This is a genomic window from Salsipaludibacter albus (genome assembly GCF_019798055.1).
GTDB classification, from domain to species: domain Bacteria; phylum Actinomycetota; class Nitriliruptoria; order Nitriliruptorales; family Nitriliruptoraceae; genus Salsipaludibacter; species Salsipaludibacter albus.
Genome location: NZ_JAHOPH010000026.1, coordinates 1 through 24552, shown reverse-complemented (window position 1 = coordinate 24552; position 24552 = coordinate 1). Strand labels below are relative to the sequence as shown.

24 protein-coding genes are annotated in these 24552 nt (G+C 71.8%); 8 read left to right on the top strand and 16 right to left on the bottom strand.

What is annotated here, in order from left to right:
* Positions 1–38: 38 nt before the first annotated feature.
* Positions 39–2927, top strand: a complete 2889-nt coding sequence (locus KR546_RS14240) for an AfsR/SARP family transcriptional regulator (RefSeq protein ID WP_238445386.1) — start codon at positions 39–41, stop codon at positions 2925–2927.
* A gap of 893 nt (positions 2928–3820) precedes the next feature.
* Here KR546_RS14240 and KR546_RS14235 read toward each other — a convergent pair.
* The gene (locus KR546_RS14235) at positions 3821–4465 is read right to left on the bottom strand and encodes a maleylpyruvate isomerase family mycothiol-dependent enzyme (RefSeq protein WP_238445385.1); all 645 of its coding nucleotides are present in this window, start codon (positions 4463–4465) and stop codon (positions 3821–3823) included.
* 319 nt (positions 4466–4784) lie between these two features.
* Here KR546_RS14235 and KR546_RS14230 point away from each other — a divergent pair, with 319 nt between their 5' ends.
* Positions 4785–5366, top strand: coding sequence for a hypothetical protein (locus KR546_RS14230; protein ID WP_238445384.1), 582 nt, complete (start codon positions 4785–4787; stop codon positions 5364–5366).
* Positions 5367–5913: 547 nt separating this feature from the next.
* Here the strand turns inward: KR546_RS14230 and KR546_RS14225 are convergent.
* Positions 5914–6363 carry a MarR family winged helix-turn-helix transcriptional regulator gene (locus KR546_RS14225; protein ID WP_238445383.1) on the bottom strand — a complete coding sequence of 150 codons (450 nt, stop codon included), beginning with the start codon at positions 6361–6363 and terminating at the stop codon, positions 5914–5916.
* A 174-nt stretch (positions 6364–6537) separates the two neighbouring features.
* Between KR546_RS14225 and KR546_RS14220 the strand changes: the two genes are divergently transcribed.
* The gene (locus KR546_RS14220; RefSeq protein WP_274388111.1) at positions 6538–6906 is read left to right on the top strand and encodes a VOC family protein; all 369 of its coding nucleotides are present in this window, start codon (positions 6538–6540) and stop codon (positions 6904–6906) included.
* A gap of 68 nt (positions 6907–6974) precedes the next feature.
* Here KR546_RS14220 and KR546_RS14215 read toward each other — a convergent pair whose 3' ends face one another.
* From KR546_RS14215 to KR546_RS14180, 8 genes are all read right to left on the bottom strand, one after another.
* A complete protein-coding gene (locus tag KR546_RS14215; protein ID WP_238445381.1) occupies positions 6975–7592 on the bottom strand; it encodes a TMEM175 family protein in 618 nt (205 codons plus the stop codon).
* A 79-nt stretch (positions 7593–7671) separates the two neighbouring features.
* Positions 7672–8910: an argininosuccinate synthase gene (locus KR546_RS14210; RefSeq protein ID WP_238445380.1), complete on the bottom strand. Its 1239-nt coding sequence runs from the start codon at positions 8908–8910 to the stop codon at positions 7672–7674.
* A 71-nt stretch (positions 8911–8981) separates the two neighbouring features.
* Positions 8982–9920: a methionyl-tRNA formyltransferase gene (locus tag KR546_RS14205; RefSeq protein WP_238445379.1), complete on the bottom strand. Its 939-nt coding sequence runs from the start codon at positions 9918–9920 to the stop codon at positions 8982–8984.
* Positions 9917–11221, bottom strand: a complete 1305-nt coding sequence (locus KR546_RS14200) for a diaminopimelate decarboxylase family protein (RefSeq protein WP_238445378.1) — start codon at positions 11219–11221, stop codon at positions 9917–9919. The genes KR546_RS14205 and KR546_RS14200 overlap by 4 nt, the downstream gene beginning before the upstream one ends.
* Positions 11218–12738 (bottom strand): aldehyde dehydrogenase, encoded by a 1521-nt coding sequence (locus tag KR546_RS14195; RefSeq protein ID WP_238445377.1) that lies wholly within the window; start codon positions 12736–12738, stop codon positions 11218–11220. Before KR546_RS14195 ends, KR546_RS14200 begins: the two co-directional genes overlap by 4 nt.
* On the bottom strand, positions 12735–14138 hold the full coding sequence (locus KR546_RS14190; RefSeq protein WP_238445376.1) for a tryptophan 7-halogenase: 1404 nt from the start codon (positions 14136–14138) through the stop codon (positions 12735–12737). Before KR546_RS14190 ends, KR546_RS14195 begins: the two co-directional genes overlap by 4 nt.
* Complete coding sequence (lodA, locus tag KR546_RS14185; protein ID WP_238445375.1) at positions 14135–16138, bottom strand: CTQ-dependent lysine 6-oxidase LodA; 2004 nt, start codon at positions 16136–16138, stop codon at positions 14135–14137. The genes KR546_RS14190 and lodA overlap by 4 nt, the downstream gene beginning before the upstream one ends.
* An 83-nt stretch (positions 16139–16221) precedes the next feature.
* Entirely contained in the window at positions 16222–16731 is a 510-nt protein-coding gene (locus KR546_RS14180) for a hypothetical protein (protein WP_238445374.1), read from the bottom strand.
* A gap of 182 nt (positions 16732–16913) precedes the next feature.
* Between KR546_RS14180 and KR546_RS14175 the strand changes: the two genes are divergently transcribed.
* Positions 16914–17567, top strand: a complete 654-nt coding sequence (locus KR546_RS14175) for a hypothetical protein (RefSeq protein ID WP_238445373.1) — start codon at positions 16914–16916, stop codon at positions 17565–17567.
* 90 nt (positions 17568–17657) lie between these two features.
* Here KR546_RS14175 and KR546_RS14170 read toward each other — a convergent pair whose 3' ends face one another.
* Positions 17658–18239, bottom strand: a complete 582-nt coding sequence (locus KR546_RS14170; RefSeq protein WP_238445372.1) for a TetR/AcrR family transcriptional regulator — start codon at positions 18237–18239, stop codon at positions 17658–17660.
* Positions 18240–18339: 100 nt separating this feature from the next.
* Between KR546_RS14170 and KR546_RS14165 the strand changes: the two genes are divergently transcribed.
* On the top strand, positions 18340–19011 hold the full coding sequence (locus KR546_RS14165; protein WP_238445371.1) for a hypothetical protein: 672 nt from the start codon (positions 18340–18342) through the stop codon (positions 19009–19011).
* 10 nt (positions 19012–19021) lie between these two features.
* On the opposite strand, the gene KR546_RS14160 is transcribed toward KR546_RS14165, so the two are convergent.
* Together KR546_RS14160 and KR546_RS14155 are read right to left on the bottom strand one after the other, a co-directional pair.
* Positions 19022–19354 (bottom strand): TfoX/Sxy family protein, encoded by a 333-nt coding sequence (locus tag KR546_RS14160; protein WP_238445370.1) that lies wholly within the window; start codon positions 19352–19354, stop codon positions 19022–19024.
* A gap of 26 nt (positions 19355–19380) precedes the next feature.
* On the bottom strand, positions 19381–19905 hold the full coding sequence (locus KR546_RS14155; protein WP_238445369.1) for a nitroreductase/quinone reductase family protein: 525 nt from the start codon (positions 19903–19905) through the stop codon (positions 19381–19383).
* Between the two features lie 224 nt (positions 19906–20129).
* Here KR546_RS14155 and KR546_RS14150 point away from each other — a divergent pair, with 224 nt between their 5' ends.
* Positions 20130–21068, top strand: a complete 939-nt coding sequence (locus KR546_RS14150) for a 1-phosphofructokinase family hexose kinase (RefSeq protein WP_238445368.1) — start codon at positions 20130–20132, stop codon at positions 21066–21068.
* A complete protein-coding gene (surE, locus tag KR546_RS14145) occupies positions 21065–21970 on the top strand; it encodes a 5'/3'-nucleotidase SurE (RefSeq protein WP_238445367.1) in 906 nt (301 codons plus the stop codon). Before KR546_RS14150 ends, surE begins: the two co-directional genes overlap by 4 nt.
* A gap of 186 nt (positions 21971–22156) precedes the next feature.
* Here surE and KR546_RS14140 read toward each other — a convergent pair whose 3' ends face one another.
* Positions 22157–23269, bottom strand: coding sequence for a methyltransferase (locus KR546_RS14140; RefSeq protein WP_238445366.1), 1113 nt, complete (start codon positions 23267–23269; stop codon positions 22157–22159).
* 138 nt (positions 23270–23407) lie between these two features.
* The gene (locus KR546_RS14135) at positions 23408–23764 is read right to left on the bottom strand and encodes a hypothetical protein (protein ID WP_238445365.1); all 357 of its coding nucleotides are present in this window, start codon (positions 23762–23764) and stop codon (positions 23408–23410) included.
* 76 nt (positions 23765–23840) lie between these two features.
* On the opposite strand from KR546_RS14135, the gene KR546_RS14130 reads away from it, so the two are divergent.
* Complete coding sequence (locus KR546_RS14130; RefSeq protein ID WP_238445364.1) at positions 23841–23990, top strand: hypothetical protein; 150 nt, start codon at positions 23841–23843, stop codon at positions 23988–23990.
* A gap of 67 nt (positions 23991–24057) precedes the next feature.
* Here KR546_RS14130 and KR546_RS14125 read toward each other — a convergent pair.
* On the bottom strand, positions 24058–24552 hold a 495-nt coding region (locus KR546_RS14125; RefSeq protein ID WP_238445363.1), incomplete at its 5' end, for a PadR family transcriptional regulator.

Sequence of the window (24552 nt, the reverse complement as noted above, 5' to 3'; positions counted from 1 at the left end):
ACATCTGGCACGCTGCGGCGACCTACTGACAGGACGACGTGCCGACGCTGCAGATCGCGCTCCTGGGCGGAGTCCGCGTCCAGGACGACCATGGCGAGCTCGACATCGGCCCGGCCAAGTGCCAGGCCGTGCTCGCCGCCCTGGCGCTGTCACCCCGCACCGCGGTCTCCGTGGCCGAGCTGATCCGTGCGGTCTGGGACGACGACCCGCCACGCACCGCCGACAAGACCCTCCAGTCCTACGTGGTGCGACTCCGCAAGGCAGTCGGGCCGACGACCATCGTGCGTGTCGGCGCGGCCTACCAGCTGGACGTGGACCCCGCAGCCATCGACGTGACGAGGTTCCAGCGACACCTGGCGGCAGGGGACGTCACTGCCGCCCTGGCCGAGTGGGGCGGCACGCCGCTGGCGGGCCTCGAGTCCCCGGCACTCCGGCCTGCCGTGGACGGACTGGTCGAAAGCTGGCTCGGGGCCGTGGAACGCGACCTCGACCAGCGCGTCGCGGATGATCCCGAGAGCGCCCTTGCAGACCTGACCGAGCTGACGAGCCGTCATCCCTTCCGGGAGCGGCTCTGGGAGCTGCTCATGGTGGCGCTCTACCGCGCCGGCAGGCAGGCCGACGCGCTGGCGGCCTTCCAGGTGGCCCGCGGACACCTCGTCGACGAACTCGGTGTGGACCCAGGACCGCGCCTCCAGCGAGTGGAGGCGGCGATCCTCCGCCAGTCGACAATCCTGCTGGACGGCGACCGGGCGCCGCCGGATGGCGCACCCGGTCCCTCCCCGCCCATCCCCGAAGATGCGGCGGGTGCCCTCCCACGGCCGCTGACGCGCCTGGTCGGGCGCGACGACGACCGCCGGCGGGTCGGGATGGCACTCGACCGAGCGGCGGTCCTGACGCTCGTGGGGTCCGGGGGGGTCGGCAAGACGCGCCTCGCGCTCGAGGTCGCACGCACCAGGACCACGGATCCGGACACTGGCGCGTGGTTCGTGCCACTGGACGAGGTCCGTGCCGCGCAGGACGTCGATCGTGCCGTCGCCGGCGCGGTGGGAGCGCGGGAGGTCGCGGGCAGGGATGTGCGGACGGCGGTGCTCGCGCGTCTGCGGGAGCGCCGGGGGATCGTGCTGCTCGACAACTGCGAGCACGTCCTGGACGGTGCTGCCGCAATCGCACTGGCAGTGGCCTCCACCTGCGAGGGGATCCAGGTCCTGGCCACGTCACGGGAGGCGCTCGCCATCGGCGGCGAGCACCTCGTCCAGCTCGGACCGCTCGACCCCGCGCACGGTCCTGAGCTGTTCGCCGACCGGGCCATGGCCGTGCGTCCCGATTTCGACCTCGACGAAGAACGTCATGCGGTCGAGGAGATCTGTCGCCGGCTCGACGGCCTGCCACTGGCGATCGAGCTTGCCGCTGGGCGAGTCGGCACCCTCACAGCGACCGAGATCGTCGACCGTCTCGACCGACGCCTCGAGCTGCTCGCCGGCCATCGACGCGACCGCCACCATCGGCAGCGGACCCTCCGGGCGACCTTGCAGTGGTCCTACGACCTCCTCGACCATCGTGAGCAGCACGTCCTCGCGCGCCTCTCGGCCTTCACCGGTCCGTTCGACGCCGCAGCTGCTCGGCACGTGGCCTGGCCGGACGAGGCCCCTGATCTCGACGTGGCGGCCGTCGACGACCTGCTGGGACAGCTCACGCGCCGATCGCTGCTCATGGTCCGCTTCGACTCGCGCGGCAAGCGCTACCGGCTGCTGGAGACCGTCCGGCAGTTCTCCGCCGAGATCCTGGCCGACGGCGAGGAAGCCACAGCGACCATGCAGCGCCACGCCCTGTGGTGCCACGCCGAGGCACGACGGCTGCGCCAGCTGCTCGAGGGACCCGACGAGCTCGAGGGCGCCGCGGGCGCTGTCGAACTCTGGCCCAACCTCCGGGCAGCCTTCGACCGCGCCGTCGCAGCCGGCGACGCTGACCTGGCGGCTGCCGTCGCCCGACCACTGGCGAGCGAACTCGCCATGCGCGGACGCCTGGAGGTCGGTGAATGGGCAGAGCAACTCCTGCCGCTCCTCGACGACGAGGACGAGGACAGCCGACTGACCTGGCTGCTCTGGGCGACGCAGCGGCTCGCCGAGCTCGGCGACGCGGACGGCCTGGATCGACTCGTCGCCCGTCACGGCCACGGTGACCACCCGGTGGTGCGCCACGCCCGTGCACTGGTCACTCCGGGCGACACCACGATGGTGGATGCGTCACGCGAAGCCGTCGCGTGGCTCCGCGGTCGCGGCGAGGAGTACCTCGCCGACTGGATGCAGCTCGTGGGCGTCGCCGCAGGGCTCCTGCGCGCCGGGGCGTTCGCCGAACACGACCGCTACGTGGCGGAGTTGACCAACCGCCACCGGGAGGGCGGGCCGCCGACGTTCCTGCACTGGTCGCTGTTCATGCGTGCGTACTCAGCGCTCCTGCGCGGCGACTACCCCGCCGCGGAGCAACTCTTCGACGCCTCAGCTGCGATCCCGGTCCCGGACGGGACATTCTCGGCCAACGGCCCCGCGACCGCCCGCGCTGCCTTCCGCAGTGGCGATCACCGAGAGGGTCTGCGGCTGCTCCGCGACCACATCACAGAGCTCCTCGAGACCGATCTCAGCTTCGTGGCCAGCCGCCTCGCCGCACTCGAGTTCATCACCATGCACGCTGCAGTCGGTCGCCTCGACGCCGCGGCTGTCGTGCTGGGCTTCTTCCGCGAGACGGGCGACTTCGGCGCGCTCGCAATCGACACGGTTGCCGCAGACGCGGCCAGCAAGATCACCACCGACCCAGAACACACCGCGAGCATCGAGCGAGGCGCCGGGATGGACCACCTCGACGCGCTGGCCTTCATGCGGGACATCCTGAACGACGACCTCCGTCAAGACGCCTTGCGTCACCGAGGATGATCCGGTTGGCGGGTCGAGAGACTGCGAGCAGCAACAGCAACGACATCACCGGCCCCGCGGACATCACGAGTCTCCACCGATGCGGTGCGGGGCACATGATGGGTCTTCCCCTCCCCATTCGGGAGGGCCACGCGACCCACAGGGGGGCGAGCCGCCGCTCCATCCACTTCGCCGGTACGAGCGGAATCCCCTCCCGCCTAGCATGGCCAACGACCGGGCGGTTGGGGCTGAGGTGAGCTGGGACGTCTTCGTGCAGGACATCCCCCACAACGCGAGCCGTCCACACGACATCCCGGAGGACTTTCAACCGGCGCCACTGCAGCTCGATCGAGCCTCGGTCGTCCGCATCGCCCAGGCCCTCGACATCGGGACGATCAACGACAGCGAGCCCGCGTGGGTCCGTTGGGAGGGGCCGGGCTTCGAATCGAACTCAACCTGTCGAGTGACCCGGTTGACCACTTCGCGATGCACTGTCGAGGAGACGTCGACGCGTGTCGGCAGGCCGCGACCTCGTTGGTGAGGGCGTTGGACGTGCGCGCCTTCGCGGTGGAGGACGGCGTGATCATCGGGTGACCGTGCCAACTCGGGGCTTGCCGGCCAAGCCACCCGTTCATCCTGGTCATCTCGATGCCCCAGACCCATCCCTCTGGTAGCACCGGTCTACACACCTTCGCGAGGCGGCCTGACAACCCTCGGAGAACCACTGCGCACAAACGGATATCCGAGGTCGCCAAGAAGTCGATTGTCGCTTTGACCCCTGCTGGTGGGCGTGCAGTCGACAATCGATCGAGCCGCTTCGCGTGAACAAAGTCGATTGTCGACTGGGCACCCGCCCACGCCCCCAAAGGCGACAATCGACCGGGATCGACCGCAATCACCACTTGCGGTGGCGGTCAGGCCGCTGTGCGCTCGCGAATCACGTCCACGCCCGGCCCGGACAAACGGTCGACGAACGGCTCGCGCCCGGCCATGGTCATCACCAAGGCCATGGTCGTTCCTTCGACGATCGGGCCCGTGCCGACTGCGAACGGTCCGTCGGTCGCCACGAGCCGCAGGTCGCGTGAGCGGGTCCGCCCATCGACCGTGAAGTCGCGCTGCGCGAAGAACCGTGCCACCTCGGTCGCCGCCTGGACGGACGTCGAGTCCTGGATGCCCAATGGGTGGCGCACATCAGCACCATGCACGATGACCTCTCCCAACCACGCCGCCGTGTGACCCGAGGGCGCCACCTCCAGGTCGATGGCGGCCCGAAACCTCCGCAGTGTGTCGCCCGGAGTTGGCCCCCGCTGTTCGAGGAGGCGACGTCGGTTGTGCACGTCAGCGTCGAAGCCTGCGCCAACCATGCTCGTCAACCACCGCCACCGCCCCAAGGTGGCCACTGCCGTCAGGTGGGCGACCACGTCCTCCACCGTCCAGCCCGGACACAGCGACGACTCGCGCCAGTCCTCAGCATCCACGCTGTCGAGATCAGCGGCCAGGCAGGCTCGCTCGTGGTGGATCAGGCTCCACAGCGAGGCTCGGTCCAGGGCAGTTGTCATTGACACTCCATGATCATGGCCAACGAGACAGACGGCGCCGGCGGACGCGACTCATCGGTCAACGTCAGAAGTGCTCGAACTCGGACGGGGCGAGAATCGTTGCTCCTCGAGGACCGTCGACCCTCTGGTGGTGCGCCTTGGCTACGAACGATCCCGGCCAAGCCGGACAACCCCGGTGAGATCCAGCCGACCAAGCCACTCTCGAGCACCCGATCGAACCTCGGAGATCTGTCCGATCTCTGTCGCTCAAGACCCACTCCACGCCCTCTGGCATAGCCCTACGGTCGGGCGTAGGTCAACGCGGTCGTTTGGAGATGACATGGCGCGCACGAAGGGCGTTCTGCCAGCAATGGCCGTACTCGTCGCGATGCTGGGGGCCTGCACCGGTGGGACCAGCGATCCGACCCCGCCGACTACGGCGCCGTCAGCATCAGCCCCGCCAGCACCTGATGGCGCACGGACGCTGCCGTGCGACGATTCCATCGAGCAGCGCGACGACCTGCCAGAGGGGTACTCGGCCGTACTTGATGCGGTCGCCCTGCCCTTCGCTCCCGGGTCCGACCGGGCTCTCCAAGCCGTTCGCGACGACCAGGAGGGGGTTCCTCCCTTCTGGTCCAAGATCGGGTTGCTCGTACGCGCCGACAGCGGCGTGAGCTTGGAGATTGACGCCCCAGAGCGGGAGGCCGTGCTGGGCTGGGGCCACGCTGGCGACCCCGACTACTTCGGGACCGCCATCACGACCAGCGGATGTGACGGCGACGGCTGGCTTGCGTTTGTCGGTGGCTTCCGGGTCGACGACCCTCGCTGTCTCGACCTGATCGTGACGACCGCCAGTGCCGAGCAGCCCTCCCAGGTCGGCGTTGGCGCACCCTGCGATGGGCAGCAGCCACCGCCGTTGTAATCGCCAAGCCCGGGACGTGGAACGGCCACCCTTCGACGAGCGCCAGGTCTCGCTGACCCACGGGCCGCTTTCGTCGCATCGTCGTGCATCGGAGAACCACTGCGTATTCAACCGATCTCGACGCTCTGGTGAGCGGCGCGAAGGATGGTGGCCGCCCGACCTCGCCACTTGGCGGTCGCCGGTGCACGCGGTCGTGTGCTCGTCCCATGCATGAGCGCACGAGAAGAGCACACGACCCTGTCCCGGCGCTTCCGTCAGAAGCGGCAACCCATCTGACGGCCGCCGATCTCCTACGGCTGACCAGCGTGCTCGAGACTGTCGAGATCCGCGGGATCTCCCATGGCTGGCGTGACACGTTCCTTGGATGGTCGCATCGCCTGATGCTGGCGTGACGCAGCGGCCCCGGTACGTCGTCGACGGCCAGGGCTGACCTGCGTGCCCTTCCCTGGGTCCATACGAGGGTCGTCTCGACGCTGCGTCGACGACCGGCTGCTGCGCCATGTTCCTCCGCCGGTCCGACCTCGGAAGCCTCGATCCGGGCTGGCAGTCATGGCGCGTCGAGGTGTCCGGCGTCGCCCGCCGCCTCGTCGATTCCTCGTGACAGGGCGGTGAGTCCGGCCAGGATCTCACGAAGCGGATCGTCGCCGACGTTGCGGACGAGCTGGGCCGAACGCGCCCGATGTCCGGGAGCGATCTCGCGCAGCTTGGCGCGTCCGGCTTCGGTCAGGCACACGAGTTTGGCGCGCTGGTGGGCAGGATTCGGGCGATACTCGGCCAGACCTTCCGCCACCACGAGGTCGGCCACCCGCTGGACACTCTGGCGGGTGATGCCGAAGCGACGCGCGATCTCGACCACCGGCGCCGGTTCGAAGGCGACGGCGCCGAGCACGCGCCACCACGAGGCCGTCAGTCCAGCCGGTGCCGCCAAGACCTCGGCCATCTCCACGAGCTGACCGTTCAGCCGGAACACCGTCTTGGCGATCGCGCTGACGAGCACCTGCTCCTCGGTCGGCCCACCGAGGCCCGCGTCTCCGTGGTCGGCACGAGCGGGGCGTTCGGGGAGGACGACCATGGCACATTCACTTCGCCGGTTGTTGACAGTTTACTGTCATCATGGTAGGAAGGTGTCATCATCGAACAGCTTGGCCACCCGGGGGACGCCATGGTCAGCATGACACGAACGGTCGGGAGCTTCTCGGTGGACGATGTCGCCCCCGCGATCGACTTCTACACGACCGTCCTGGGCATGCATGTGACACCGCTGGGCGACCACGGACCCCTGTGGCTGGGTGGCCCCGACGGCCACGAGACCCTCGTGTACGCCAAGCCGGATCACGAACCCGCAACCTTCACGGTCCTGAATGTCGTGGTCGACGACATCACCCAGGCCGTCGACGACTTGGTCGACCGGGGTGTTCGGATGCGACGCTACGACGGCATCGATGCCGACGACCGCGGCATTCATCGCGGCCCCGGGCGCGCCATCGCATGGCTCGAAGACCCCGCCGGAAACTCGATCGCCGTCGTCGAGTTCGACTGATCCCGTCGGGCGTCACGATCTCGGGGGGCAAGCCCTGGCTCGACATCCCGCTGTTCGGTGTGACGTGGTCAGTCGTGGCGACGTACCGGAAGGAGCAGGACGAGCCCGATGGCCAGGTAGCCAATGACGGCCACGACCGGCAGGAACAGCCCGACCGCGATCAGCGCGAGGTAGCCCCAGAGACTGGGGGTCAGCCGCTGGGTCAGCACCGCAGCCTCGTCGTCCGAGACATCGTCGCGAACCAGCCCGTGGTGTCGGGCATGACGCCACATCAGCGCGGTGATCACCGCGACGAGGAACAGGTTGAGCCCGAAGATCGTGGTGGCGACGCGTTCGGCATCCTCCGCCCTGACCGCTTCGCCGACCAGCGAGGTCGGGAAGGTCAGGAACGACACCACCAGGAGCAACAGCAGGTTGAGCCGAGCAAAGGTGGTGTCACCCCGGGCGATCCGATTGGTCACTGCGGTGTGAGCCAGCCAGGCCGCCCCGATGGTCGCGAAACTGACCACGTAGGCCAGATAGCTCGGCCACAGACCCAGGAACGCCGTGAGGGGATCGTCCAGCCAGCCCTCCGGCAGGGACAGTTCGAGCACCAGGAGGGTGATCGCGATGGCGAACACGCCGTCGCTGAACGCCTCGAGCCGGTCCGTGGTGAAGCCGCGCCGCTGTGGGTTCGGGCTGTCCACCACCGTTCCTTCGTCCTCTGCCGCCGCGCCAAGGCTAGTTGGTGGGGATCTGGTCGGTCTCGCGGGCAGCGGGCGTCGATCACGGCTGCATCCCGGGCACCGACCCGGTCGTGGCGGACGCGGGCGTGCGGGGGTCGCCGGTCAGCGCACGCAGCCGCAACGGCATCGACCAGACGTAGGAGAAGCCCTCGCCGAGGTGGTGGGCGAACTGGTCGCGGTCGTCGTGGGCGCTGAGCGAGTGGCTGTACAGCGCGTTGTCGGAGCGCCGGCCCAGCACGGTCGCGGTGCCCTTGTACAGCTCGAGGTCGACCGTGCCGTCGACCCGCGCCTGGGTCACGTCGACGAACGCATCCAGCGCCTCCCGCAACGGGGAGTACCACAGTCCGTAGTAGACGAGCTCGGCATATCTCCGGCCGACCTCTCCCTTGTGGTGCAGGGTGTCGCGATCGATGACCAGGCTCTCGAGCTCGCGGTGCGCGAGGTGCAGCACCGTGCCGGCCGGGCTCTCGTAGATGGCCCGGGACTTGATGCCCAGCAGGCTGTTCTCGACGATGTCGACCCGCCCGATGCCGTGGCGCCCGGCGATCGTGTTGAGCCGCTCGACCAGTGGCACGGGGTCGAGGCGTTCGCCGTCCAGGGCCACCGGCGTGCCCGCGACGAACTCCAGCGTGAGCCGGTGCGGCGTGTCGGGGGCCTCGCGCGGGCTGGTGGTGAGCTGGAAGACCCGCTCGTCGGGTGGCCACGACGGGTCGTCCAGCGGACCGAGTTCGGTGCTGGTGCCCCACAGGCTGCCGTCCATGCTGAACGGGCTGTCGTCGGTGGCATCGACCTCGATCCCGTGCCGGCGGGCGTAGGCCAGTTCGTCGGCCCGGGAGCCCAGCTCCCACTCCATGGCCGGGCCGATGACCCGGATGCCCGGGTCGTGTGCGACGGCGGCGGCGTAGAAGCGCACCTGGTCGTTTCCCTTGCCGGTGGAGCCGTGGGCGACGGCGGTCGCGCCGCGTTCGTGGGCGATCTCGACCAGCCGCCGGCCGATCAGCGGGCGACCCAGCGGCGCCGCCATCAGGTAGCGGTCCTCGTAGGCGGCACCGGCCCGCAGTGCCCGGAACACGTGGTCGCGGAGGTAGGTGTCGCGCAGGTCCTCGATGACGACGTCGGCCGCGCCGGCCTGCCACGCCCGTCGTTCGACCGTGGCGAGGTCATCCGCCTGGCCCAGGTCGGCGCAGTAGGCGATCACCTCGGCGTCGTGGTGCTCGCGGAGCCACGGCAGCGCGACGGACGTGTCGAGGCCGCCGGAGTAGGCCAGCACGATCTTCACGGATTCCTCCTCGGTGGTGCGGGTGGTGCGCGCGGGGTCGCGCGGGTCGGGGCGAGTCGGGCGTGGGGGGCCTAGTCGAGGTAGTCACCCATGGTCCGGAACCAGGCGGCCGCGGGCATGGCGTCGCCGCCCTCGGGCTGCACGACCTCGAGCACCAGTCCCTGTCCCGGGTCGTCACGACCGGGGCCACACAGCACGACGACACCGTCGCCGACGCGGGCGAACACCCGGCCCGGCGTGCCGCACCAGGCCTGGTCGGGCAACGAGGCCCGCTTGACGTGCAGGCGCCGGCCGGCGTGGCGGGCGTGGGCGTTGGGGTAGGGATCGGACTGCGCCCGGACGAGGTCGTGGACCTCGACGGCCGGCAGCGACCAGTCGATCCGGGCGTCGCGGTCACTGCGCTTGTGGAAGAAGGTCGCCCGGCCGCGGTCCTGGGGCACGGGCCGGAAGCCGGGGTCGGCGACGCGGTCGAGCGCCTCCAGGGTCACGGCGGGGAGCAGGGCGAACACCCGCCGCGCCACGTCGGTGGCCGTGTCGGTGGGGGCGACCGGCAGGCAACGCTGCACGACGACGTCGCCGAGGTCGAACTCCTCGTCCATGCAGTGCGCGGTCAGGCCGACCTGCTCCTCGCCACGGCTGATCGCCCAGTTGATCGGTGCGAAGCCGCCGTACTCGGGGAGGAAGCCGTCGTGGATGTTGACCCCCCCGTGACGGGCGAGTCGGAGCACCTCCGGGGCCACCCACGTCCGCCAGTCGGAGCACACCAGCACGTCCGGCGCGGCCGCGGCGATGCGTTCCGGCACGCCGTCGAGGTTGGCGGAGCGGGCGGTGACGACCTCGATGCCGGCGGCGGTGGCGAGGTCGGCGACCGAGTCGGCCCAGATCGCCTCGTAGGGGTGGCTGCTCTGGGGATGGGTGACCACCAACGGCACCGTGTGGCAGGGGTCGCCGAGCAACGCCTGCAGGCTCGCGTGGCCCCAGGTCTGGAACCCCAGGAAGACGACCCTCATGGCGCGTGGCTCGTGGTCCGGTCCATGGCAGGTGTCCTCTCCGGCGTGGCCGACGGTGTGGCCGACTGGTCGCGCAGCGCGGCGGACGGCCGACCCCGACGACGCATCTCCCACGCCGAGCCGTCCGGTTCGATCGCCACCTCGGCCGGCGTCGGGTGGGCCGAGAACCCGCTGATGCCGTGGCCGTAGCCGTAGGCACCACAGGATCGGAAGGCCAGGCGTCGGCCCGGGTCGATCCTTGGCAGTTCGACGTCGGTGGCCAGCACGTCCTCGCCCGACAGCAGTGGTCCGGCGATGGCCACCACCTCCGTGGGCCCGTCCTGTCCCGACGCGCCCAGCACCTCGACCTGGCGGTTGGCCCGGGCCATGTTCGGCCGGTACAGCTGGTTGATCCCGCCGTCGACGATGACGTGCCGACGGCCGGCGACGGTCTTGACGTCCAGCACCGTGACGACGTACGTGCCGTGCTCGGCGACCAGGAACCGACCCGGTTCGACCACCAGCCGCCAGTCCGCCGGCAGGTCGCGACACCGCGAGCGCAACCCGTCGGACCAGCGCGCCAGGTCGAAGGCCGGTTCGTCGGGTCCGTACGGGACGCCGAGCCCGCCACCGAGGTCGACGACGGTGATCGGCAGGTCGTGGGCGGCCAGGTCGCGTGCCAGCGCGATCGTCCGGGTGTTGATCGCGAGCATGTGCCCGGCGTCCAGCACGCACGACTCGGCGTAGACGTGGATGCCCTCCAGCCGCAGGCCCGGCAGCGCGGCGACGGTCGCCAGCGCCTCGGCCGCCTCCTCCTCGTCGACCCCGAACTTGCCACCCGGCACGGCCACGACCAGCCCGTCACCGGACGGCAGTGTCCGGGGCGCGATCCGGACCAGCACCGGCTGTCGCCGACCGGCCGCGGTGGCGACGGCAGCGAGCCGTCGTGCTTCGCCCACGGACTCCACCACGACCCAGCGGAGCCCACGGGCGACCGCCTCGTGGAGGTCGTGGTCGGACTTGCCGGGCCCGGTGAACAGGGTCCGGACACCCGGGAACCCGGCCGCAGCGGCGACCGCCAGCTCGCCACGCGAGCACACGTCCACGCCGCACCCCACGTCGGCCAGCCGGGCCGCGATCGCGAGGCTGCCGTTGGCCTTCAGCGCGTAGTGGACGTCGACCCGGTCGGGCAGCGCGGCCACCAGTTCCCGGTGGCGCCTTGCCACGCCGTCCAGGTCGTAGGCGTACAGCGGCGTGCCGAACCGGTCCGCGGCCGCCTCCAGCGCCGGCCCGGTCAGGGTCGTGGCGGACGGGGCGCTCACGTGAGCTCGGCCCAGGTCACCTTGACCTCGCCGTAGGCGTCGAGCGCCGCCAAGGACTTGTCCCGGGACGAGCCGGTCTCGCCGACGCCGCCGAACGGGGTCGACAGGTCGTGCTTGTCGAAGCCGTTGATCCACACGATCCCGGCCCGCAGGCGGGCGGCCACGCGGTTCGCCCGGCCGATGTCGCGGCTCCACACCCCGGCGGCCAGCCCGTAGCGGCTGTCGTTGGCGATCCGGATGGCGTCGTCGGTGTCGTCGGCGTCGATCGCCACCAGCACGGGACCGAACACCTCCTCCTGCGCGATCGCCATGTCCGGCGTCACCCGGTCCAGCACCGCCGGGGTGACGAAGCTGCCCCCGCTGTCGGTGCGCGCCCGGTCACCGCCGACCAGCAGGCGGGCGCCGGCCGCCTCGGCACCGGCGACGTGGTCGAGGATCCCGTCGAGCTGGGCGTGGTCGACGATCGCGCCCAGCTCGGTGGCCGGGTCGAGCGGGTCCCCCGGGACCAGTTCGCGGGCACGGGCCACGACCCGTTCGACCAGCTCGTCCCTGACCGACGGCTCGACAACCAGGCGCGAGCCGGCGTTGCAGACCTGGCCCTGGTTGAAGAAGATCCCGCGGGACACCGCGGCGGCGACCCGGTCGAGGTCGCCACAGTCGGCCAGGACGACCTGCGGGGACTTGCCGCCGCACTCGAGGGTGACCCGTTTGAGGTTGGACCGGGCGGCGTAGGTCAGCAGGCGACGCCCGGTCGCGGTCGAGCCGGTGAACGCCACCATGTCGACGTCCGGGTGCAGCCCCAGCGCCTTCCCGGCGTCCCCGGTGCCCGGCACCACGTTGAGCACACCGTCGGGCAGCCCGGCCTCGGTCGCCAGTGCGGCCAGCCGCAGGGCCGACAGCGGGGACTGCTCCGCCGGCTTGACCACGACACAGTTGCCGGCGGCCAGCGCCGGCGCGACCTTCCAGCAGGTGATCAGCAGCGGGAAGTTCCACGGCACGATCGCGCCGACGACGCCGATCGGCTCGTGGGTGATCGTCGCGATCGCGTCGGGCCCGACCGGTGCGACCCGGCCGTAGCGCTTGTCGACCGCCTCGCCGTACCAGGCGAGGCAGCGCGCCGCGGCCGGCACGTCCACCCCGAGGCTGTCGCGGATCGGCTTGCCGACGTCGAGCGTCTCGAGCAGTGCGAGCTCCTCGCGGTGCTCCTCGACCAGGGCGGCCAGGCGCAGCAGCACCCGCTTGCGCTCGGCCGGCGGGGTGTGCGGCCAGGGACCGTGCGCGAACGCCTCGCGGGCGACCCGCACGGCCCGGTCGACGTCCTCGGCCCCGCAGGCCGGGACGGTGGCGAGGCGGCGGCCGGTCGCGGGATCGTGGTCGTCGAACGTCGCGGTCGTGGCCGGCGCGACGTGGCGGCCGCCCACGAAGGGCCGGGTCTCGGGACGCAGCGACGCGGCCCGGTCGTGCCAGGCCGCGGCGGTCGCGGTGGTCGTGGCCGGTGCCGGTGGTGGGGGCGTCATGGTGCGGCGTCCGTGCCGACCAGTTCCTGCACGCCCAGGATGATGCGTTGGTCCGGGACCCCCGGATGGTCGGCCGCGAAGGCCGCCACGACCTCGTGGGCGGTGCGGCCGGGACGCAGGGCGGCGTGCAGCCGGCGGGCCAGCCGAGGATCCAGGTGCACGGAGTGGTCGAACGTGCTGTCACCGACCGGCAGCACGTCGGGCACGACCGTGTCGGGGGCGAGGGTCACGGGGGTGCGGCGACGCGCCCAGAACGGGGCGTCGGGCCAGCGCGCCTCGGCCTGGTGGACCTGCCAGTGGGTCCGCAGGTGGCGGGCGAAGTCGGCGCGCACGGCCTGCTGGTAGGCGGCCAGGGCCCGGCCGTCGCCGAACAGGGCGTTCGCGACCACCAGCGCGGCCTGGGTCCCGGTGCCCAGCGCGTGGGCGATGCCGGTCGACGACAGCGGGTCGTGGCTGGCGACGGCGTCCCCGACCGCGACCCAGCCGTCCCCACCGGCCCGTCGCAGGCTGGCCGTGGCGGCCGGGAACACCCGCGGGTCGTCGTCGAACCGGACCCCGTCCAGTCCCTCGCGGGTCATCGGCAGGTCGGCGGCCAGTGCCTCCCATCGGTCCGGGTCGGCGGCGTCGGCGCGGCGGACCAGATCGACGTCGCTCATCAGCACGGTCGCGAGCCGGCCGCCGGGGGTCGGTGCGGTGTACCACCAGCCGTACGCGCAGGCCTCGACCTGCACGACCGCCTCCTGGTCGCGGCCGGGCGGGAGCGTGCCGACCCGGGCCACCCCCACCAACCGGTCGTGGACGGTGCGCGCCACCCCCAGCCAGCGGGCGAGCCGGGCGGGCCGCCCGGTCGCGTCGACGAGGAAGCGGCAGCGCAGCACCCGCTCCTCGCCCCGGTCGTCGGGATCGCCGCTGTCGCGGCCGAGGCCGTCGCGGTCGACGCGGACCCGCACCTCCCAGCCGTCGCTCGTGCGGGTGCAGCCCAGGAAGCGGGTGCGGGTGAGGAGGCGGCCGCCCCGGGCCCGGAAGGTCTCGGCCAGCAACCGGTCGAGCCGGGCGCGGTCGAGCGTCCAGCCGCTGCCGTGCACGGTGAACAGGTAGTCCAGGGCGCGAGGAGTGGCCGAGCCCCACGCCGCCCGGGACCCGAAGGCGTCCAGGGCCTGCTCCTCGGAGAAGGCGTCCCAGACGTCGAGGTACTCCAGGAGGGGCCGCACACCCGGGGTCAGCGACTCGCCGATCCGCGGCGCGACGTAGTCGGACGCCTCGACCATGGTGACCGCCAGGCCGTCGCGCTTCAGCAGGGTCAGGCCCGCGGCGCTGCCCCCGGGGCCACCGCCGAGCACCACGACGTCGGCGTCGAGGGGTCGTCCGGCACGGGCACCGGACGCGGCCGACCGGGTCACGAGCCGCCCGCGGCCTGCTCGTTCAGCAGGATCTGGACCAGTGCCTGGCTGTTGCGCTCGGTCTCGACGAAGTAGGGCATGTCGGCCGGGCCGCGGTCGACGACGAAGCCCAGCCGGCTCCAGCTGTCGAGCATGTCCTGGACCGAGGCGATGCCACGCTGGTAGGGGACGCGCTGGCCGGCCGGGATGATCGGTTGGCCGTCGATGCGGGACACGACCGCGTCGAGGACCTGGTCCTCGGGTTCGAGGCTGCCCGCCACGACGTGCATCGGGCTCTGGGGTGGCCACCAGTAGACGTAGTAGGCAGGCGGGACCTCGATCCCGGTGCCGTCGGCGAACTGGTTGACGAGCGGGTCGGTGATGTTGGGGGTCTGGACCGTGCACTCCTGGAAGTCGGACTGCCACGGGATCGCCATGCGCTTGGTGAGGTCGCCCGGCTCGCAGCCCAGCCCCTCGGCCTCGTCGGCGGTCGTGCTGAGCCCGTTGTCGGCGTAGTAGGTGGCGAGGTCGGCGTTGCTGCCGTCGAAGTGCGCGACCTTCAGGCGGGCCAGGGCGGCGTAGATCGGGGCGTTGCGGGTGATCCAGGTCGTCTCGATGCCGGGCGAGAACGGCGCGCCGACGCAGTTGCCGATGCCGGCCCGGTCGAGCCGGGTCGGCAGGTCGTCGTCGCGGTCTGCCTCCCCGACGGTGAAGGACCCGACCGCCCATTGGTGGAGGAAGAAGTACTGGGTGGCCGAGAGGGTCTCGAACTTGTAGATCGGGCCGTCGTTGGTGACCGAGTTGTCGCCGGAGTTGAGCGGCAGGAGCGGGATGCCCGAGTCGGCGAACAGTTGGTTGGGGCCGTTGGGGAACGACGGGCCGACGTCGTCGTAGTGCTCGGGCAGGACCGGGACCCGGAACAGCCGGAAGAACCGCTCGCGGTTGGCGCGGTTGGCATCGGAGGCGTCGGTGACGTCGAACCCCGGGGTGGCGACGTCGCTGAGGTAGGGGACGTCGGCGACCCAGCGGTAGTCCGCGATGCGTTCGAGGATCGGCTCGACGTCGGTGGTGAAGTCCACGACGTGGTCGGGGTCGAAGCCGGCCAGGGGGGTGTAGCCACCGTCGGGGGCGAACGCGGCGGCGGTGTCGGCCTGGGGGTCGTAGATGTCGGGTGCGGCGCCGAGGAAGCGGACGGCGGTGTCGTAGGCGGTGTCCCACAGGGTGGTGATGTTGACCAGCTCCGGGGCGTACTTCGGGCTGCCGACCAGCAGCCAGGCAGGTTCGGCGTCGATGGTCTCGCCACTGGTGAGGTGGATGGTGGCCAGCACGACCCCGTCGGCGATGTCGTCGTGGTAGCCGCTGGCGCCGCGGAAGGAGGTGATGTCGCCCGATCCGGCGACGTTCCCGAAGCCGCCCAGGGCCACGAGGTTGCCGGCCTCGTCCATGCGCAGCTCGCCCAGCGTGGTGATCGGGGTGCCACCCGAGGAGCGTGGCGGGAAGGAGCCGAACCGGTAGCTGGACGGGATCGTCGAGCTCGACATCTCGACGACGTCGCCGGGACGTTCGATGCTCCGCGGGCCGGGGTCGATCATCAGTGCCTTGCGGGCATCGCCGGCGACATCGGAGTTGTTGACCGGGATGTCCTGGTTCGCATAGCTGTTGTCCGGGCCGAACTCGAGGTCGCCCTGCAGCTCGGAGAAGGTGAACCAGATCGGCTTCTTGTTGGCGATGTGGACGGTCCAGGTGATTCGTTCGACCTCGTCGCCCAGCTCCACCGGCTGCGGTCCGTCGTCGGTGTCGGCGAACACCCGGAACCTGGCAGCCTGCCGCTTGATCCGCCCGACGCCGTCCTTGAACTGCTCGACGAAGGTGACCTCGCCGTCGTCGTCCAGGACCGGGTTGCCCGCGGCGTCACACGCGATCGGGAGGCCGCCGACGGCCTCGGGGGCGAGGTAGAACTCGTCCGGACTGTTGCCGAGCCGTGCGACGCCGATGGACGGATGGATCCGATGGGTGGCCATGACTGGTCTCCGAGTAGGCCCCCCTCGGCAGCAGCATAGACACGGCTCTGCGTCCGATGTGCGGACCGAGGGCGCCGTGTGCCTCAGTAGCCGCTGAGGAGGTTCTTCACGAGCGCCACGACGAGTGCGAGCACCAGGACCGACACCCCGTACAGGACGGCCCGGGGACGGCTGCCACCGCTGCTGCGTGCCACCAGGTAGCCGACTCCACCGATGAACATGGCGAGCACGAGGCGGGCGATCCCGAACGCCGCCGGGCCCCGCAGCACGAGCACGGGGACGGTGACGAGCAGCGCCACCGCGCCCGCGCCAACGAGTTGCGCGAGCGCGCTCTGGGCGTCGTGTCGCGCCACCGACCCGGACCCGGCCAACCTGGCCGAGATCTGGAACGCGAACCAGTGGGCGAGTGCCAGGCCGAGGGTGCTTCCCCAGACGACCTCCACCACGTCGCCATGGTCGACGGTGTCGTCACCGACCGCGGTCAGCGCAGCCAGCACGCAGATCGCGACGTACAGCGACATCGTCACGGCTTCCTTCCACAGCTCCCGCTCGTGGTCGTGCCCCACCGCGGAGGACTCGATGCTCTGGGACATGCTCGCCTCGGTCTCGCCTGGTTCTCCGACGCTCCGGACACTGGCGTCGCGCCACTCGGGCGGATGACCCTAGACACCACGTGTGACGTTCGTCACGTCGAGGCCCTGACCGATCCCACTGTGTGGCCGACCCGGGCCACGCCAGGCTGGACTTCTCCAGCCCACGCCGGATCGAGCCGCACGTGACCAGCATCGCCACCCGCATCCTCGCCACCTCGCCGGTCTCGACCGGGCAGCGCCCGTCACGCATCACGGTGGCCCTCGCCCTCGCGCCGAGCCTGGCCTATCTCGTCGCCCACGCCACGGCCGGGGCGACCGTCGCGATGGTCGCCGCCTCAGTCGCGGCTGCGGCAGCCATCCTGGTCGGTCGGCGCAACGGACGACGGCTGGGCGTGCTCGTCCCCGCCCAACTCGTCTACCTCGCGCTGCGCACCCTGCTCGGCGTGGTGACGGGGTCCGACCTCCTGTACTTCGGCAGTGGCCTCGCCCTGAGTGCGCTCGTCGCCCTGGTCGTGGGTGCGACGGCGTTCACGCCCGTCCCTGCCGCGGTCCACCTGATCCCGCTGGTCACCCCGTACCGGCACCTGGGGCCGACGCACCACCGGTACCGGCGGGTCGCCGCACACGTGACCGCTGCCTGGGCCACGGCGGAGCTGGCCACGATCGTCCTGGAAGCACACCACCTGCTCCGCGTCGGCGGGGCCGGATTCGTCCAGGGCCGCATGACCGTGGCCCAGCCGGCGATGTTCGTGTTCGTCGGGCTGCTGATCTCCTACGTCCGCGCCCGTCTCGACCACGTCGAGTCCCACCTCGCCCAGCGACACCAGGCCGGGTAGGACGACGGATGACGCTCCGAGGGACAGCGTTGCGGCGGTGCACGAGCCCCGCGCCGCACGACCTCGGGGGCACGAGCGTCGAGTGGCTCGTCACCCTCCGCCGGGCGGGGCAGCCAGGCCGGCCAGGACCACCCCGGTGACGAGTTGCACGTAGCGGTCGGGGGCCAGGCCGGCCTCGTTGACGAGGTCGTCCCAGACAGGGAAGGACGTCAGCTCCCACAGCAGGACGACCGCGTCCTCGTGGTCCCAGTCGGCATGCACGGCGCCCTCGTCGACCAGCCGATCGACGACCTGCTCGGCACCACGACGACGTCCGGCCGTGCGGTCTCGCCACGCGGCGGCAGCCTCCTCGTCCTCGATCCGTGCGGCGTTGAGCACCCGCGCGAAGGCCGCGATCCGCGGATTCCGCCGGGCCTGCATCTCCGTCGCTGCGCGGACCGCCGAGGCACCGTCGGGGGCGGCCTGCAGGCGCGCCACCTCGGCGTCCAGGTCCTCCTGGCGGTCGACGTGGTCCACCAGCGCCAGGAGCAGCGCCGTCCTGCTGGAGAAGTGCAGGTACAGGCCCTGCCGGCTCAGCCCCACCTCGCGAGCAAGGTGCGACATGGAGGGCACGCCGTCGACCTCGGTGAGACGTCGCGCGGCGTGCAGGATCTCCTCGCGGCGATCGTGCACGGGTCCGGGCTGGGCACTTGACATGTGTCAAGTATAGGGGGCACACTCACTTCTCGACTTGACAGGTGTCAAGCCGCTCTCTGGCCCCGGGAGGTCCACCATGACGACCACACGACTCCTCCGCTGGCGGACCATCCTGGTCGTCGGCGGCCTCGCCACCCTGGCAGGCGGGCTGCTGCACCCGGGGGCCGATGCCTCCGGAACCCTCCGCGAGGAACTGTCCACGATGACCGCGGCGAGCACGTGGGTGCCGTCGCACACCCTGATCGTCCTCGGCACGACGCTGCTGACCATCGGGCTGTGGGTCGCGTATCGCGACCACGCCTGGCCCGCAGCCATCCAACGCTCGCTGGGAGTCACCGCAGCAGCGATGTCCGCCTACGTCGTGGAGACGGTGTTCCACCTCGCATCGGTCGTCGACTCCGCCGCCCTGGCCTCCGGGGCGCCCGCTCCGGTGGCATGGACCCACGTGGGACTGGCGCTGGTGCTCTACCCCGTCAGCGGCCTGGCGTTCGCGTGGATGGGCACCCGCATGGTCCGCGAACACGGGAACACGTTCCGACTCTTCGGGGTCGTCGCCGTGGTCGCGGGGCTCCTCCACGCGGTTTCGGTCCCGCTGACCGTCCTCCTCCCGGACGCGGAGTTGACCCCGGTGTTCGCCACGGCAGGGATGTTGTTCGCGACGTGGTCGATCGGGGTCGGTGCGACCGGCCTCCGCGAGCGAGGGTCCACTCCGACGTCGCTGGACCCTCGGCCCGCCGGGGCGCGTTGACGCGCCGAGGTCAGCGGGGAGGCAGGGTGGCGACGTGGTCGAGGCCACGCCCGACCCATGCGGCCAGGTCGTCGTCGGCCGTCGTGCCCTCCGCGTCGACGAACACGATGCCCGTCGACGGACGGCCGGTGAAGTCCATGACCCGGGCATTGGGCTGGTCGAGGGCCTCGTCGTAGCCGTCCTTGCCCACCCGCACCATCAGGTCCTCGCCCAGGATCCCACACGCCATGTGCCCGCGGACCATGAAGGCGAGCCCGCCGAACATCCGTTGCTCGCGGACCGGCAGCTCGGTCCGACCGAGCACCTCGCGCACGCGGTTCGCCAGGTCCTCGTCGATGGCCATCGGGCCTCCTGCGTCGTGGCCGTGGGTCAGTCGACCACGTCCACCCGGTCGTCGCCAGCACTGCCGGTCGACGTCTCGGCGTGGCGGTCGTGCAGCACCAGGACCTGGTCGATCCCGAACAGTCGCTGGACCCGCTGCTCACCAGGGTCGAACCACTGCGCTGCCTCCGCGACCGGGACGAGCTCGCCCACGACGTCGTGACGGCGGCCGTCGAACTCCAGGGTCGCGCCCCCGGCGTCCAGGACGTTGCGGACCCAGTCGGCGCCGGGGCCGTAGGGCAGCCCGATGACGAACCCGGCGTCGGTCCGGACCGGGACGACCGGGGTCCGGTAGGCCGTCCCGGTGGTGCGTCCCCGGTGGTGCACGACGGCCTCGGACACGCCGGCGGACCCCGCGCGCTCGAGCACCCGCTGGTTCGTCACGTCCCGGTTGAACCGCCGGACCCGGTCCTGGACGGGTGCGTACCGGGTCCGGAAGGCCCAGACGAACCCGGCGCCGAGTGCCAGCCCAACCACAACGCTCGCGAGTCCGATCGTCTGCAGAGGCTTCATCGGACGTGCTCCTTCGTTCGTCGACGTGTCACGTCTTCCCCGGGTCAGGGGACCACGACGAGTCTGCCACGGGCGTGGCCGGTCTCGAGGGGTTCGACGGGACCAGCACTCGGATCGGTGACGACCGGGCCGTTCGGACGCCGTGTCGGCCACGGCGAGCGGGTACCCCTCGCACCGGCACGGCACCGCCTGCCCACGCCGCGACGGCCCCGCACGGAGGTTCCGTGGACCACGACCCGACGATCGCCATCCTCGCCCCGTCCCTGTTCGTCACCATCACCATCGAGCAGGACGCCGGACACGAGGAGCGCGACGAGATCCACCTGCATGCCGGTGGCCAGGCCGTCTGGGTGGCCCGCATGGTCTCCCACCTCGGCGAGCGACCGGTCGTGTGCGCGCCCCTGGGCGGCGAGACCGGGATGGCCATGGAGGGCCTGGTCCGGGACTGGCAGATCGAGCTGGACGCCGTGCGCGTCGACCGGCCGTCGCCGGCCTACGTCCACGACCGTCGCGGCGGGGAACGCCAGGAGATCGCGCGTTCGCCGGTGCCGGAGCTCGACCGTCACGACATCGACGAGCTGTACGGCCGGATGCTGCAACGTGCGCTGGCCACGGGGGTGTGCGTCATCACCGGCCGACTCGCCGACGACGTCCCACCCGCCTTCTACGCCCGGCTCGCGTCCGACCTCGCCGAGTCGGACGTGGCCATGGTCGGGGACCTGCACGGCGACGAGTTGGATGCGTGGCTGGATGCCGGTCGGCTCGACTGGCTCAAGGTCAGCGCCGAGGACCTGGTGGCCGACGGGGTCCTGGAGGAGGACGCCGACGAGGAGGAGATCCTGGCCGTCGCGGCGGACCTGGCCGATCGTGGAGCCGAGCGGGTCGTCGTGTCACGCTCCAGCGACCCGGCCGTGGTCCACACGCCCGAGCGGCGACTGCGGGTCGAGGGCCCGGCGCTGGAGGTGGTCGACCACACGGGTGCCGGCGACTCGATGACCGCGGCGCTGGCCGTCGTCCTGCGCCGGGGTGGCGACACCGAGCGGGCCGTCCGGCTGGCATGGGCAGCCGGCGCGGCCAACGTCGTGCGCCACGGGTTGGGCAGTGCCAGCCCGGACCTGGTCGACACCCTCGCCGACCGCGCCACCGTGACGACCCTGTCGTGAGCGGCGACCCCGGCAGGTCGGAGCACCCGGGAGTGACGGCGACCCCGAACGGTGGGGGCGGGACCGGCCGGGACATCGACGTCGACACCCGCCCGACGGCCGCCGGCGATGGGCGCGCCCGGGTGCTGGTCACCAACGACGACGGGATCGACTCGCCCGGACTGCAACGGCTCGCCGTGGCCCTGGCGGAGGACCACGACGTCGTGGTGGCGGCGCCACTGGACAATCGCAGTGGCAGCGGCACCGGGATCGGACGACTCCAGGGCGACGAGGACGTGGCCCTGCGACGCCACGACGTCGGCCCGGTCGAGGGCTGGGCACTGGCCGGACCACCCGGTCTCGCCGTGATGTCGGCCGCGCTGGGCGCGTTCGGTGCCCGGCCCGACCTGGTCGTGTCGGGGATCAACGCCGGGATGAACACCGGCCACTCGGTGATCCACTCGGGCACCGTCGGGGCGGCGCTGACGGCCCACACGTTCGGCAGCGGCGGCGTGGCGGTCAGCCTGGCCCCGACCCGCGATCCGACCCGGCCACACGACGACCCCGAGGCGGAGGACTGGCACTGGGACACCGCGGTGGCCGTGGCCGTGCGCGTCGTGGCCTGGGCGCTGGACCACCGGCCACGCACCGCCCTGAACGTCAACGTGCCGGCCCTCCCGCCGGACCAGGTCCGCGGGACGCGCTGGGCGCGGCTCGACCACTTCGGACACTTCCGGGTCGCCACGGCCGACTTGGCGGGATCGCGCCTGCACCTGGACGTGACCGATCGCTCGCGCGGACGCGAGCCCGAATCCGACACCGCCCTGTGCCTGGACGGCTGGGTCACCCTGACCCCGCTCGAGCCGGTCGAGACCGCTGAGTTCCCTGCCGTGGACCCCGCCACCGTGGTGCCCTGGACCTGATCCAACCTCCCCCTTGGCGTTCCATACGGACGGCACGCGGGACGAACGCCCATCAGCGAGGCCCACGGCCAATCGTCCGGTCTGGCTGGCGTTCCACCCGGACGGCACGCGGGGCGAACGCCACGGGACTGGTCAGGTGGGTCGCTGGCGTGGAGGATCAGGGTGTGCGGGCGAGCTCGTGGAGGATCAGGGGGTGCGGGCGAGCTCGTGGACGTGCCAGCCGTTGGCGAGAACCGTGTCGTCGACGTGCTCGAGGTCCGCGGCCGCGTACAGCGAGGCGAAGTCGTCCCGGGTGCGCTCACGACCACCTCCGAGGACGAGCATCAGCAGGTCGTAGGCACGCTCGAGCCGGGCGCCGTCGTGGTCGGGCAGCTCCAACTCGACGACCCACGCCCGCCCGTCGCTGCCGAGGGCCGCCCGCACCGCCCGGAGCAGGTCGACGGCCCGGTCGTCGTTCCAGTCGTGCACGATCGCCGACAGCAGGTACCGATCGGCCCCGGGCGGGACCGCGGTGAACATGTCGCCGCCCACGACCTCGACCCGGTCGGCCACCCCGTGCACGTCCAGCACCGGGCCCGCGCGGGCCACCACCTCCGGCAGGTCGAACAGGGTGCCGCGCATCCCGGGACGGCCCTGCAGCAGGCGGGCGAGCATCGTCCCGGTCCCTCCCCCGACGTCGCAGACGTGCTCGATGCCGTCCAGGTCGAGCGCAGCGACGAGCAGTTCGGCCTGCAGCCCCGAGGTCGCCTCCATCGCGGCGTCGAAGGTGGCGCCGGCCGCGGGTTCGGCCACCAGGTGGTCGAAGAACTCGCGTCCGTGCGCCCGGTGGAACGGGGTCGTGTCGGGTGTCGTGATCCCGGCCTCGAGTTCCTCCCATGCGTGCCACTGCCACGCCGATCCCTGGAACAGGATCCAGGGCCGCAGCGACTGTGGATGGTCCCGCCGCAGCAGGTCGCCCATCGCCGTCAACGCGAAGGCGTCGGCGTCCCGGTCCACCACCCCCACGGTCGCGAGGAAGCGCAGCAGCCGGTCGAGGGCGTCCGGGTCGACGTCCAGCACCGTCGCGAGGTCGATGGCCGTGCGCCGGTCGGCCCCGAGCACGTCGGCCACGCCGAGCCGGGCGAACGCGGCCGTGGCACGGACCTCCACCAGCGACGTCGTCTGCTCGAGCAGCCGCAGCACCGGGAGCGTCATGCCGTCGTGCACCCGACCGACCCCACGACGCAGGGCCTGCGCGGCACGCACCGCGGCGGGTGGTGGCGGGCGGCTCGGAAGTGCCGGTCGATCGATGCGGCCCATGGTCCGTCCTCTCCCGGTGACGTCTCCGATGACGCCGTCCCGTGGCCGAGACCCCGGCACGTGGCCGCGACGTGGCGGACGGTGGCGGGATCGTGCCCGGGCGGACCCGGACACCCCACCGTCCGCCACGGCCCCCGGTCAGGCAGGTCGGGCCGAACCGGGTGTCTCGCTGGTCGTGCCGGCGTCCGCGGCGTCCCGGAACGCCGGGATCATCACCGCCAGGGCCAGCAGCGGCGCCACGATCGTCCAGAACCAGGCCGCCAGTGGCAGCGCGCTGACGCCGATCATCAGGTCGCCCAGGGCCCGTCGCCCAGGACGGCGACGCACGGCGATGCCGGCCAACATCGCCAGGCCGGCGACGGCATGGACGATGCCACCCAGGACCGCACCCAGGGTGCGGTCCTCGAGGGGCAGCCCCACGCCGATGAAGAGCAGGGCGGTCCCGGCCAGCGCGGCCAGCACCAACCACCAGTTGTCTCGTGTCCAGCGACCCATCGGTCGTCCTCTCCGTCGGAGCGACCGATCCCGAACTGTCGCGAGTTGGGTGTGTCTCCAGTGCAGGTCTGCCGGCATGCCGGCGATCGTTCGTGTGGCCATCGACACCGCCACGGCCCACGCGGGCGCGCCGACCTCGCGCCCCCAGGACCGGTGCTCGTGGCAGTCCGAGCGCAACTCCTCGACCCGCCGCTCCGCGGCGATCGGCGGGAGCCCGTTCGTGTAGCGGCGAACCCAGCCCAGGACGAACGACTCGACCCGGGTGGACCCGCCGTCGTCGCTCCCCCGCGCACTCATGGCTGGCCCTGCACCCCGGGGCGCAGGGTCCCCGTCGAGCCCCGTTGTGTCCGGCGCCAACCGGCCAGGACGCGTTCGCCCTCGCCGGTGACGTGGTAGAGGCGGCGGCGGGGACGTCCCGCGTCGGCCGCCCGTGCGGCGTCCTCCCAGCGCGACGCCAGCAGCCCGCGGTCCTCCAGGCGCCCCAGCGCCTTGTAGAGGGTCCCGTGGGAGGTGAGTCGTCGCGCCGAGGATCCTCCCGCGATCTGCTTGGCGAGCTCGAAGCCGTGGAACTCGTCGGCGGCCCCCCGCAGGGCGAGGCCCGCGTCGAGGATGTCCACCTCGATCGCGAGCAGGCTGCCCTTCTTGCGTCGTCCCATGGGGAGAGAATAGGAAGATATCTTCCCATTGTCAACGGCCACGTCGCCGCGCGTGGTCCGCGACGGCCCCTGACGGCGGATCCCGCGGCTCCTCAGGAACGCCCGCGCGACCCGCCCGCCGCCCCCGACGCC